Below are 12,465 nucleotides of genomic sequence, written 5' to 3'. Positions count from 1 at the left end.
TTAACGAATAATCATGTCATCACGATGCACGGCAACCGGGCCATATTCATAACCCAGAATGGCGTCGATCTGCTGTGAATGGTGACCCGCAATACGGCGCAGGGCATCGCTGTTGTAGCGGCTTACGCCGTGGGCGATGTCACGACCTTCGAGATTACGGATACGGATCACTTCACCACGTGAGAAGTTGCCTGTCACGCTTTTAATTCCTTTAGGAAGTAATGAGCTCCCTCTTTCCAGAATTGCGGCGGTCGCCCCTTCATCAACGGTGAGTTCGCCTGCCGGCGGTGCGCCAAAGATCCAGCGTTTACGGTTCTCCAGCGGGGATGCCTGCGCGTGGAAGCGGGTTCCCACGGAGATGCCTTCCATCACGTCGCCAATCACGCCAGGACGGCTGCCCGCGGCAATGATGGTGTCGATACCGGCACGGCATGCCACGTCAGCAGCCTGCAGTTTGGTCCCCATCCCGCCGGTCCCGAGGCCTGAAACGCTGTCACCTGCGATGGCGCGTAGCGCATCGTCGATACCGTGTACATCGGTAATCAGTTCAGCATCTGGATTTGAACGCGGGTCGGCGGTGAAGAGCCCCTGCTGGTCGGTCAGGAGCAGTAATTTATCAGCGCCTGCCAGAATTGCGGCCAGCGCCGAGAGGTTATCGTTATCACCCACTTTGATTTCAGCGGTGGCAACGGCATCGTTTTCGTTAATGACGGGAACGATGTTGTTATCCAGCAGCGCGCGCAGCGTATCGCGCGCGTTCAGGAAACGCTCCCGGTCTTCCATATCCGCACGCGTCAGCAGCATCTGCCCGACGTGGATGCCATAGATAGAAAACAGCTGTTCCCAGAGTTGAATGAGTCGGCTTTGTCCCACGGCGGCCAGCAGCTGTTTAGAAGCGATCGTCGCGGGGAGTTCGGGGTAACCCAGGTGTTCACGCCCGGCGGCAATTGCCCCGGAGGTCACAATTACAATACGATGCCCTGCGGCATGCAACTGAGCGCACTGACGTACAAGCTCAACAATGTGGGCGCGATTAAGGCGGCGCGATCCGCCTGTTAAAACACTGGTACCGAGTTTTACCACCAGCGTCTGGCTGTCACTCATGATTCTCTGCCGTTCAACGATAAGGGAAAATGATGTCAAACGAACGTTTTAACAGGTGTCAGCCCCGTTGCCAACTGCCTTAGCACATCGCGAAACACTTTGTTGCGCGGGATCAGGAAGCGTAGCGGCAAAATTTGACAGTTTTATTACCGAAATAATAAATCACAGTTTTTTAAAATTATTCTTAATTTGTCATAAAAGTTTCATTGCGTAACGTTAAAACCCTTTCTGTTTTTTCACGGGACTTAAGCATGAGCTTATCGTCCAGCGAATTTTTTTAGCGCGTTTATAAGACAGGATCGAAAATGAAAAAGAGCACACTGGCATTAGTGGTAATGGGCGTTGTGGCTTCCGCATCTGTACACGCAGCCGAAGTTTATAATAAAAACGGTAATAAACTGGACGTATACGGCAAAGTTAAAGCAATGCACTACATCAGCGATGATGACACTAAAGATGGTGACCAGACTTACGTCCGTTTCGGTTTTAAAGGCGAAACACAGATTAACGATCAGCTGACGGGCTATGGCCGTTGGGAAGCTGAATTTGCCGGTAACAAAGCAGAAAGCGACTCTACACAGAAAACGCGTCTGGCGTTTGCTGGTCTGAAACTGAAAGACATTGGCTCTCTGGATTACGGTCGTAACCTGGGCGCACTGTACGACGTTGAAGCCTGGACCGATATGTTCCCTGAGTTCGGCGGTGACTCTTCAGCCCAGACTGATAACTTCATGACCAAACGTGCGAGCGGTCTTGCCACCTACCGTAACACCGACTTCTTCGGTGCGGTTGATGGCCTGGATATGACCCTGCAGTATCAGGGCAAAAACGAAAACCGCGACGTCAAAAAACAGAACGGTGACGGTTTCGGTACCTCTCTGACCTATGACTTCGGTGGCAGCGACTTCGCCGTCAGCGGTGCCTACACCAACTCTGACCGTACTAACGCACAAAACCTGCTGACGCGCGGTGAAGGTAAAAAAGCGGAAGCATGGGCAACCGGTCTGAAATATGACGCTAACGATATTTATCTGGCAGCGATGTACTCTGAAACCCGCAATATGACCCCAATTTCAGGTGGTTTTGCGAATAAGGCTCAGAACTTTGAAGTTGTTGCACAATACCAGTTCGATTTCGGTCTGCGTCCGTCCCTGGGTTATGTCCAGTCTAAAGGCAAGGATATCGAAGGTGTGGGTGACGAAGATCTGGTGAAATACATCGACGTGGGCGCGACCTATTATTTCAACAAAAATATGTCCGCGTTTGTTGATTATAAAATCAACCAGATTGATGACGACAATAAACTGGGCGTGAGCAGTGATGACATCGTTGCTCTGGGTATGACCTACCAGTTCTGATATTGTTGAAATAAAAAATCCCGGCGCAGATGCCGGGATTTTTTTGCCTGGAGGGGGTCGGGTTTACTGCCCTCACCCCATCCCTCGCGAAGAGAGAAATATCGCGATTACGCCGTCAGCTTAACCGCTTCGCTGGAAAAGTTATCCGCGGGTTCAAGCTTCAGATCCAGGGTGGCCAGCAGTGCTCTTGCCTTTTCGAGGTACTCTTTCAAAGTATGCTCCAGGCGGTCGATCACTTCCTGGTCTTTGATAGGGGCTGTTTGCCAGTAGCCGTCTTTATTAAACAGGCCGAACTGGTAGCTATACGTAAAACGTTTTTCTTCCGCTTCCATTTCCATCCACCAGCCCCAGAATTCACGTTTTTCGGGTGCAGGCTTCACGTTGACGCATACAGCCAGGCAGTCGAAAAAAAAGCGATTTTCTTCACACTGCTCTTCTCGAATATACGGGCCGAGAGCCATAAACTTCTTGATCAGTCTACTTTTCGGGTGTCCACTCGGTAACGTCATTGCGATCTCCTTTTGTGAAGCCACTGTTTTACCAAACCAGCAAAATTTAGCAATCTATTAACACAATCTCTGCGCGATCCAGCGTGTGATCTCTCTCAATGCTTTGTCAAAATTCTGGTACACCGGGCTGAACGGTACCTCAAGCAATTTGCCATCCGCAGATGACGAAGTGATTAAGCGTGACTCCTCTTCGGGACTGAAGGGATCGTTTTTCCAGTACCCTGACATCATCGGCGTAGGACAACGCCGTCCCAGCAACCCCTGCGTTTTTAGCGAGTAACGATTGAGTTCAACGCGCAGCGCTTCGTCTGATGCATCATGCATGCCAAGGCGGCTGGCCAGCACATCAAGGTACATTTCCGGCACGCGGCCCTGCCGGGTCGGATCGCTGAGCAGGGCGTGCACCACCGGACCGAGACAGGCGACGGCCTTCAGGCGCGAAGCTTCAAGGTAAGCCAGACGCACGGCGACGTTGGCGCCAAAGCGGAAGCCAAATGCAGCAACACGCGTGTGGTCAACCCATGGAATGTTTTCCAGCGCTTTTAGTGCATGTTGGTGCAGAAGACTCGAGTCCTGAGTCAGTTTCCATTTGGATGAAAAGCCAATTGAGGGCATATCCAGCGTCAGCATCGCGATCCCTTTTGGTGCGAAGTAACGCTCATACAGGCTGTAATAGTCGATTTGCAGTGAATCCAGCCCGCCGCACATCAGAACGGTCGGGAACGGGCCTTCGCCTTCTGGCATATGCAGGAACCCGGTGACGGGCGCGCCACCCGGGATGGTAAACTCCAGCTCGCGCATCCGGCCCGGCAAGCGTTGAGCGGCCTCTTCGTAGGCGCGATTCGCCAGCGCCTGAGCCTGCTCGGCCAGCTCATCACCTTTCAAATGCGGGTATGCGGCAATAGCATAGAGGTTGGCCGCATGCAGCCAGTGTTTGCCGCTGAGCGTGGCATCCTCTTCCTGGCTGGCTTTTTGCTGCCAGAGCATCGCCTGTTTAGACCATTCGTAGATCCAGTTTCCCCCGCGATAACCCACGACCGTATCGTAGAGTTCACTGTCGGTGCGCTCGGCTTCGCTCATCACGATACGCGCCTGCACATCAAGGATTTCACGGGGATCAATACCGCGCCAGATCCACATCAGACGGTTAATCATGCGGTACCAGTGGGGCACGTTTTTACCGTCTAATGCAGACTGGACGGCAGGCATGGTCCCCGGATTAAACCGGCGCACCAGCGTCGACGTTTCAGGATGTTTGAAACGGGGTTTGAAGAGAGTCTCGGTGAGATTCGCCTGCGTCATTACGTTGCCTCCATGAATACGTCATATAGAGACCATTGTAACGCGCGTCAGACTAAAAAAAACAACGCCCGGTATCACCGGGCGTTAAATAAGTGCGTAAGAGAATTAACGACCAGAGATTGGCGGTACGAATACCACGCCCATATCCCATGGCTGTTCAATCCAGGTATCCTGAGGGATATCAATCACGTAATCGTCAACCAGCGGACGGCCTGCTGGCTTCGCGAAGATGGTGACGAAGTGGGCTTTTGGATACATTTCGCGGATAGCCACCGCGGTACCGCCGGTATCAACCAGGTCGTCGATAACGATGAAGCCTTCACCGTCGCCTTCCGCACGTTTCAGCACGGTCAGCTCACGCTGGTTGTCATGGTCATAGCTGGAGATGCATACGGTATCGACATGACGAATACCCAGCTCACGTGCCAGCAGCGCCCCCGGTACCAGACCGCCACGGCTGACGGCAATAATGCCTTTCCACTGTTCGGAAGGCATCAGACGCGCAGCCAGTTTGCGTGCGTGAATCTGCAACATGTCCCAGGTGACGACGTATTTTTCGCTCATGTGAAGTGTCCCAGCCTGTTTGTATACGGCTTAAAAAGTGTTCGAGGGGGAAATAGGTTGCGCGAGATTATAGAGATCTGACGCACTAAAAACCAGTGTTTAGCGCCCGGAGCCTGAGTTTTTACATGCTTTATGCTACCAGCCACCGGAGAAAGTGGTATTCTCAGTTGCATCTCGCAAGCCTGTCTTGTGGTAACTATTAACCTGCTAACCCTGTGACCTGCAACTCGCTTTGCAGGGCATCGACAAGGAGACTTATCGTGTCTGAACTGTCTCAATTATCTCCACAGCCACTGTGGGATATTTTTGCCAAAATCTGTTCCATTCCCCACCCTTCCTACCATGAAGAACAGCTTGCCGAACATATTATGGGCTGGGCGAAGGAAAAAGGTCTGCATGCTGAACGCGACCAGGTTGGCAACATTCTGATCCGCAAACCGGCGACCGCAGGCATGGAAAACCGTAAACCGGTTGTGCTGCAGGCGCACCTGGACATGGTTCCACAGAAAAACAACGACACCGTTCACGACTTCACCAAAGACCCTATCCAGCCTTACATCGATGGCGACTGGGTGAAAGCGCGCGGCACGACCCTTGGTGCAGATAACGGCATTGGTATGGCGTCTGCTCTGGCGGTCCTGGCGGACGACAGCGTTGAGCACGGTCCGCTGGAAGTGCTGCTGACCATGACGGAAGAAGCAGGCATGGACGGCGCGTTCGGTCTGCAGGCGAACTGGCTGCAGGCGGACATTCTGATCAACACCGACTCTGAAGAAGAGGGTGAGATCTACATGGGCTGCGCCGGCGGGATTGATTTCATCACGACCCTGCCACTGTCCCGCGAAGCGATCCCTGCTGGTTTCCAGACCTTCAAGCTGACGCTGAAAGGGCTGAAAGGCGGCCACTCCGGTGGTGATATTCACCTGGGTCTGGGCAACGCCAACAAACTGCTGGCACGCTTCCTGGCTGGCCACGCGGCTGAGCTGGATCTGCGTCTGGTGGATTTCAACGGCGGCACACTGCGCAATGCCATTCCGCGTGAAGCCTTCACGACCGTGGCAGTACCCGCTGCAAAAGCTGACGAGCTGAAAAAGCTTTCCAGCGTGTACCTGGATATCCTGAAAAATGAACTGTCAGCGAAAGAGAAGAACCTGACCGTGGTGCTGGAGTCCGTGACTACCGACAAAGCGGCGCTGACCTCCCCGTCTCGTGACGCCTTCGTTCAGCTGCTGAACGCGACGCCAAACGGCGTGATTCGTAACTCAGACGTCGCGAAAGGCGTGGTTGAAACCTCCCTGAACGTGGGCGTGGTCACCATGAGCGATGACAGCGCGGAGATCATCTGCCTGATCCGCTCGCTTATCGACAGCGGTAAAGAGTATGTGGTGAGCATGCTGGAGTCTCTGGGTAAACTGGCGGGTGCGCACACCTCCGCAAAAGGTAGCTACCCAGGCTGGCAGCCGGATGCCAGTTCGCCGGTGATGGCGCTGGTGCGTGAAACTTACCAACGTCTGTTCAACAGTACCCCGAACATTCAGGTGATCCACGCAGGTCTGGAGTGTGGTCTGTTCAAGAAACCGTATCCGAACATGGACATGGTGTCTATCGGGCCAACCATTACCGGTCCGCACTCGCCGGATGAGCAGGTTCATATTGAAAGCGTGGGTCATTACTGGACTCTGCTGACTGAACTGCTGAAAGCGATCCCTGCTAAGTAATTCACCGTATGATGCCCGGTAGCGCGTTGCCTGCCGGGCTGACAAATCCGCCTGCTATAACCCCAATACCAGCTGCCGCTCCAGTTGCGGGTCCAGCAGCGTCACATGTAACCCCACCAGCCTGACTCCCCGCCCTGCCCGCCGCTCTTCCCAGGCTTTTCTCGCGGTAGCGATAAGATCGTCTTTATTCAGTCGCGGCCAGACATGCTCCTGCGTCGTCTGCTGGAAATCGTTAAACTTGAGCTTAACGCCCTGACGGGCAATCAGCAGATCGGGTTTTACTTTCGCTAACCGCCGCTCCAGTTCGGGATAAAGTTGGTCAGTGATAATGACTTCACACTCGGACCAGTCATGGATATCTTCCATCAGCGTGCGTTCAACCCCGACCGATTTACGCAGCCGCTCGCTGCTCACGCTGCGCTCATCAATTCCCTGACTGCGCTCCCACAGCACGCGACCAAACTTACCGAAACGCTTAAGCAGCATGGCCAGATCGCTTCGCTGTACATCTTCACAGGTCCGTAATCCCATACTTTCCAGCTTTGCAGCAGACACTTTCCCCACGCCGGGGATTTTGCCGAGCGGCAGCGTTTTTAAAAACGCCGGAACCTCTTCCGGAGTGATGACGTACTGACCATCGGGTTTATTCAAATCAGACGCTATTTTGGCGAGAAATTTCACCGGTGCGACGCCCGCGGAAGCGGTCAGATTGAGCTCGTTGAAGATAGTCCGGCGGATCTCCTGCGCCATTAACGTTGCGGAGCCGTGGCAGTGCAGGCTGTCAGTGACATCCAGGTAGGCTTCGTCCAGCGACAGAGGTTCAATCAGCGAGGTATAGCGAGAGAAGATCTCGCGGATATGCAGGGAGGCTTCTTTGTAGGCTTCAAATCGGCCGGGCAACAGTGTGAGATGAGGGCACAGCTTTAGCGCCATGGCAGTTGGCATAGCACTGCGCACGCCAAATTTGCGCGCAGGGTAGTTGGCGGTGCTGATCACACCGCGCTGGACACGGCTACCGCCAATCGCAATAGGTATATCCCGCAGCGCCGGATTGTCACGCATCTCCACTGCGGCAAAAAAGCAGTCCATATCGACATGGATAATTTTGCGCATAGTAAGCCCTCACTCATTACTGGATAAGTATACAGTAAAGAAATGAGGATTGAGAAGTGTGTTTCCCCTCTCCTCCTGGAAGAGGGAAAACACCGGATTCACTACAGGATCCGTCGGGCCTCACGCGCCATGCGTTTTTTACGGGCGTCGCAGGGTTCGGGGCAGTCGCACACTTTTTCCATCCCGAGCGCGGAGATACCACCACAGCTGCCCTGAATGCTTTTACGCTTTATGATCCAGCCCAGAGACATGCCGAGTACAACAAGCAAAAAAACCGCGAAAGTTGCCAGAAACGTCAGCATCATCACCCCCCGAAGTCATCCAGCAGGATGTTCTCATCTTCCACACCCAGATCTTTTAGCATCTTAATGACTGCAGCGTTCATCACTGGCGGCCCACACATGTAAAATTCGCAATCCTCTGGCGCAGGATGCTGCTTGAGGTAGTTTTCATAAAGCACGTTGTGGATGAACCCCGTGTGGCCGGTCCAGTTATCTTCCGGTTGCGGATCGGAGAGGGCCACATGGAAGGTGAAGTTTGGGTTTTCACGCGCCAGTTGCTCAAACTCATCATCATAGAACATCTCTCGCAGCGAGCGTGCCCCGTACCAGAAGCTGATTTTGCGCTTGCTCCCGAGGCGCTTGAGCTGGTCAAAAATGTGCGAACGCATCGGTGCCATGCCCGCGCCACCACCGATAAAGACCATTTCAGCCTCGGTCTCTTTAGCAAAGAACTCGCCAAACGGACCGGAGATGGTCACCTTGTCACCCGGCTTCAGGGACCAGATATACGACGACATGACGCCCGGGGGTGCATCAGGCACACTCGGCGGCGGCGTGGCGATACGCACGTTGAGCATAATGATGCCCTTCTCGTCCGGGTAGTTGGCCATTGAGTAGGCGCGAAGCGTCGGTTCTTTAACGTCAGACACAAAACGGAAAAGATTGAATTTGTCCCAGTCGGCACGGTACTCATCCGGAACGTCGAAGTCCGTATACGCCACGGTGTGCTCCGGGCACTCAATCTGGATGTATCCCCCGGCCCGGAACGGAACATCTTCCCCTTCCGGCACGCGCAGCTTCAGCTCTTTAATGAAAGTCGCTTTGTTATCGTTAGAGATAACTTCACACTCCCATTTTTTGACCCCGAAGATCTCTTCCGGCAGCTCAATTTTCATGTCCTGGCGCACCGCGACCTGGCAGGCCAGACGGCAGCCCTCTTTTGCCTCACGCTTCGTGATATGCGCCAGCTCAGTGGGCAGAATATCCCCGCCCCCCTCTTTCACCGTGACGCGGCACTGACCGCAGGAGCCACCGCCACCGCAGGCTGAGGAGACAAAGATCCCGTTGCCGGAGAGCGTATTGAGCAGTTTATCCCCCGCCGGCGTGCGGATCTGGTTTTGCGGCTCACCGTTGATATCAATCACCACGTCGCCGGAATTCACCAGCTTCGCGCGTGCCGCCAGAATCAGCCCTGACAACACCAGTACAATCAGCGTGAACATCACCACGCCAAGAATAATTTCCATCTGTTAGCCCTTATAGCTGCACACCGGAGAAGGACATAAAGCCCAGCGCCATCAGGCCGGTGGTGATAAAGGTGATCCCTAAGCCACGTAACCCCGCAGGCACATTGGCATATTTCATTTTTTCGCGGATCCCCGCCATGGTGACGATAGCCAGCATCCAGCCGATGCCGGAGCCGAAACCATACACAACGGATTCACTGAAGTTGTAATCACGCTGAACCATAAACGAGACGCCACCAAAGATGGCGCAGTTCACCGCGATCAACGGCAGAAAAATCCCCAGCGCGTTGTATAGCGACGGGAAATACCTGTCGAGGATCATCTCCAGGATTTGTACCAGCGCTGCAATCACACCGATAAAGGTGATGAAGTTCAGGAAGCTGAGATCGACACCGTCTACCAGCGCACCGTCGCGCAGCACAAAGTTGTACACCAGGTTGTTAATCGGTACAGATAAGCCGAGCACCACCGTGACCGCAACACCCAGACCAAACGCCGTCGATACCTTTTTGGAAACGGCAAGAAACGTACACATGCCCAGGAAAAACGCGAGTGCCATGTTTTCAACAAACACCGCGCGCACAAATAAACTCAGGTAATGAGCCATCGTCGGTTACTCCTTTTCCTGCTGTTCGGGCTTCAGGGTACGAATCAGCCAGATCAGCAAACCGATAATGAAAAATGCGCTTGGGGCCAGCAGGAAGAGTCCGTTTGGCAGATACCAGCCGCCGTTTTGTACCGTGTCCAGCACCGTGACGCCAAACAGCTTACCGCTGCCGATCAGCTCGCGCAGGAACCCAACGGTCAGCAGGATAACGCCGTAACCGAGACCGTTACCGATCCCGTCCATAAAGCTCGCCAGCGGAGGCATTTTCATCGCATAAGCTTCGGCACGCCCCATCACGATGCAGTTGGTGATAATCAGGCCGACAAACACCGAGAGCTGTTTTGACGTTTCATACGCGAAAGCGCGCAGTAGCTGATCGACCACGATCACCAGCGACGCGATGATCGCCATCTGCACAATGATCCTCACGCTATTCGGGATGTGGTGGCGGATCATGGAGATAAACATGCTGGAAAATGCCGTCACCAGCGTGACCGCGACGGTCATGACCAGCGCGGTTTCCAGTTTTGTCGTGACCGCCAGCGCCGAACAGACTCCCAGCACCTGTAAGGTAATAGGGTTATTCGCCAGTAGCGGGCCAATGAGCACCTTTTTGACTTCTTTCAGTTCACCCGTATCAGCCATTGTTCAGCGCTCCTTCACGTACGTTTTTCAGGAAAGGACCAAAGCCCAGCTCGCCCATCCAGAAATCAAAACTGTGCTGCACCCCTTTTGACGTGAGCGTTGCCCCGGAAAGCCCATCTACGGCATATTCGTCACCCGGACGCGCAGCCCCTTTCATCACCTTCAGGGCAGGCAGGCCGTTATCGTCGAGCACTTTCTTGCCGACAAACTGCGCGCGCCAGTTAGGGTTTTCAACCTCACCGCCGAGCCCTGGCGTTTCGCCCTGGTCATAATAGGTAATCCCTTTCACCGTGCGACCATCCGTATCGAGTGCCACAAAGGCGTACATCATCGACCACAGCCCGTTGCCGTATATCGGCAGCACGACCTCCTGCACCCGCTTCTGCTCATCGCGCACAAGGTAAATTTCGGCGAGGTTACTGCGACGCTTGATGCCAGCGGGATCTTGCGATGCCTCCAGCGTCAAGCTCATCTCAGGGTCTTTCAGTGCCAGTGCCTGGTTAAATTTCGTCGGGTCTTTATCCAGCAACTGGCCGGTTTTTAAATCCACCAGACGCGCCGAAATGCGCTCCGCGAAGAGTTCAGCCACGTCGTCTGTACTCATCCCTTCCTGCATTAACCCGGCCACAGCCAGGATGTTGCGTTGTTTATCCAGCGCGCGCTGCTCCTGTTGCCGTGGTTTTAATCCCACGGCAGAGCCAGCCACGACAATGGAACAGACCAGGCAAAGGACCAGCACCACCAGCAGCGTTTTGCCGATGCTGTCGTTATTCTTGCTTTCAGCCACGCGCTTTCCTCCGCTTAATGTTGGCGCGCACGACCAGATAGTCGAAGAGCGGCGCAAACAGATTGGCAAACAGAATGGCCAACATCATCCCTTCCGGATAAGCCGGGTTGACCACACGAATCAGGACACACATCGCACCAATGAGCACGCCATAGCTCCATTTACCTTTGTCGGTAAAGGACGCAGAGACAGGATCGGTGGCCATGAACATCATGCCGAAAGCGAACCCACCCAGCACCAGATGCCAGTACCAGGGCATGGAGAACATCGGGTTGGTGGCGGAACCGATGAAATTAAACATCGAGGCTGTTAACACCATGCCAATCATTACCCCTGCGACAATGCGCCACGACGCAACACGTCCGAAGAGAATGATGGCGCCCCCGAGTAAAATCATCAGCGTGGAAACTTCCCCAACAGAGCCGGGAATGTTGCCAATAAAGGCATCCAGCCAGGTCACGGGTTGACCCGTGGCGTTGTTAACCAGCGTTTCGCCCCCGTGCGCGGCCCACTGCGAAAGCGGCGTCGCACCCGAGAACCCATCCGCGGCCGTCCACACCAGGTCGCCCGAGATTTGCGCCGGATACGCAAAGAACAGGAAAGCTCGCCCGGCCAGTGCCGGGTTGAGGAAGTTGCGCCCGGTGCCACCGAAGATCTCCTTGGCAATCACCACGCCAAAACTGATCCCCAGTGCCGCCTGCCAGAGCGGCAGCGTTGGTGGAACAATCAGGGCAAACAGAATCGACGTCACGAAGAAGCCTTCGTTGATCTCATGTTTGCGAATGATGGCGAACAGCACTTCCCAGAAGCCCCCCACGATAAACACCGTGATGTAGATTGGCAGGAAGAATACGGCTCCCAGCGTCATCATGCTTATCCAGCCGGCATCGGCTGCAAAGCTGACGCCTAACGTCTGGGCCAGGCGGTAGTGCCAGTCCGACTGGATAACCTGAGCCAGCTGTGGGGCATCATATAAATGATGCAGCGCCGGAATGGTCTGCAGGCCAACGTTGTACATACCCCAGAACATGGCCGGGAAGACCGCAAACCAGACCAGAATCATCATTCGTTTGAGGTCGATAGCATCGCGAACGTGTGCCGCCCCTTTTGTGACCAGCCCCGGCGTGTAGAAAATGGTCGCCGTTGCTTCATACAGCGGGTAGTACTTCCTGAGCTTCCCGTGCGTAAAGTGCGGCTCTATTTTTTCAAAGAGGTGTTTTAAGCCCATCA

13 protein-coding genes are annotated in these 12,465 nt (G+C 54.3%); 2 read left to right on the top strand and 11 right to left on the bottom strand.

Going from position 1 to position 12,465, the window contains the following annotated elements:
• Window positions 1-1,104, bottom strand: a complete 1,104-nt coding sequence (proB, locus tag QMG44_RS00195; protein WP_020882782.1) for a glutamate 5-kinase — start codon at window positions 1,102-1,104, stop codon at window positions 1-3.
• Window positions 1,105-1,409: 305 nt separating this feature from the next.
• On the opposite strand from proB, the gene phoE reads away from it, so the two are divergent.
• Complete coding sequence (gene phoE, locus QMG44_RS00190; protein WP_014168769.1) at window positions 1,410-2,462, top strand: phosphoporin PhoE; 1,053 nt, start codon at window positions 1,410-1,412, stop codon at window positions 2,460-2,462.
• A 107-nt stretch (window positions 2,463-2,569) separates the two neighbouring features.
• On the opposite strand, the gene crl is transcribed toward phoE, so the two are convergent.
• From crl to gpt, 3 genes are all read right to left on the bottom strand, one after another.
• Window positions 2,570-2,971, bottom strand: coding sequence for a sigma factor-binding protein Crl (gene crl, locus QMG44_RS00185; protein ID WP_020882784.1), 402 nt, complete (start codon window positions 2,969-2,971; stop codon window positions 2,570-2,572).
• Between the two features lie 57 nt (window positions 2,972-3,028).
• A complete protein-coding gene (gene frsA, locus QMG44_RS00180) occupies window positions 3,029-4,273 on the bottom strand; it encodes an esterase FrsA (protein WP_014168767.1) in 1,245 nt (414 codons plus the stop codon).
• Between the two features lie 105 nt (window positions 4,274-4,378).
• Window positions 4,379-4,837 carry a xanthine phosphoribosyltransferase gene (gpt, locus tag QMG44_RS00175; RefSeq protein WP_010427903.1) on the bottom strand — a complete coding sequence of 153 codons (459 nt, stop codon included), beginning with the start codon at window positions 4,835-4,837 and terminating at the stop codon, window positions 4,379-4,381.
• Window positions 4,838-5,097: 260 nt separating this feature from the next.
• Here gpt and pepD point away from each other — a divergent pair, with 260 nt between their 5' ends.
• Window positions 5,098-6,555, top strand: a complete 1,458-nt coding sequence (pepD, locus tag QMG44_RS00170; RefSeq protein ID WP_032677472.1) for a cytosol nonspecific dipeptidase — start codon at window positions 5,098-5,100, stop codon at window positions 6,553-6,555.
• 54 nt (window positions 6,556-6,609) lie between these two features.
• Here pepD and dinB read toward each other — a convergent pair whose 3' ends face one another.
• The 7 genes from dinB to QMG44_RS00135 form a co-directional block, all read right to left on the bottom strand.
• Window positions 6,610-7,668: a DNA polymerase IV gene (gene dinB / locus QMG44_RS00165; protein WP_014168765.1), complete on the bottom strand. Its 1,059-nt coding sequence runs from the start codon at window positions 7,666-7,668 to the stop codon at window positions 6,610-6,612.
• 101 nt (window positions 7,669-7,769) lie between these two features.
• Window positions 7,770-7,973, bottom strand: coding sequence for a (Na+)-NQR maturation NqrM (gene nqrM / locus QMG44_RS00160; protein WP_020882787.1), 204 nt, complete (start codon window positions 7,971-7,973; stop codon window positions 7,770-7,772).
• A complete protein-coding gene (nqrF, locus tag QMG44_RS00155) occupies window positions 7,973-9,196 on the bottom strand; it encodes an NADH:ubiquinone reductase (Na(+)-transporting) subunit F (protein ID WP_086532901.1) in 1,224 nt (407 codons plus the stop codon). Before nqrF ends, nqrM begins: the two co-directional genes overlap by 1 nt.
• Window positions 9,197-9,206: 10 nt before the next feature.
• Window positions 9,207-9,803 carry an NADH:ubiquinone reductase (Na(+)-transporting) subunit E gene (gene nqrE / locus QMG44_RS00150; RefSeq protein WP_014168762.1) on the bottom strand — a complete coding sequence of 199 codons (597 nt, stop codon included), beginning with the start codon at window positions 9,801-9,803 and terminating at the stop codon, window positions 9,207-9,209.
• 6 nt (window positions 9,804-9,809) lie between these two features.
• Entirely contained in the window at window positions 9,810-10,448 is a 639-nt protein-coding gene (locus QMG44_RS00145) for an NADH:ubiquinone reductase (Na(+)-transporting) subunit D (protein ID WP_025205100.1), read from the bottom strand.
• Window positions 10,441-11,235 carry a Na(+)-translocating NADH-quinone reductase subunit C gene (locus QMG44_RS00140; protein WP_020882789.1) on the bottom strand — a complete coding sequence of 265 codons (795 nt, stop codon included), beginning with the start codon at window positions 11,233-11,235 and terminating at the stop codon, window positions 10,441-10,443. Before QMG44_RS00140 ends, QMG44_RS00145 begins: the two co-directional genes overlap by 8 nt.
• Window positions 11,228-12,463 carry an NADH:ubiquinone reductase (Na(+)-transporting) subunit B gene (locus QMG44_RS00135; protein ID WP_086532902.1) on the bottom strand — a complete coding sequence of 412 codons (1,236 nt, stop codon included), beginning with the start codon at window positions 12,461-12,463 and terminating at the stop codon, window positions 11,228-11,230. The genes QMG44_RS00140 and QMG44_RS00135 overlap by 8 nt, the downstream gene beginning before the upstream one ends.
• Between the last annotated feature and the right edge of the window lie 2 nt (window positions 12,464-12,465).

The organism is Enterobacter sp. 200527-13, assembly GCF_027924865.1.
In the GTDB taxonomy this organism is placed as follows: Bacteria; Pseudomonadota; Gammaproteobacteria; order Enterobacterales; family Enterobacteriaceae; genus Enterobacter; species Enterobacter ludwigii.
Note: the sequence above shows the minus strand (reverse complement) of the source record. Positions and strands in the feature narration are given on the sequence as shown.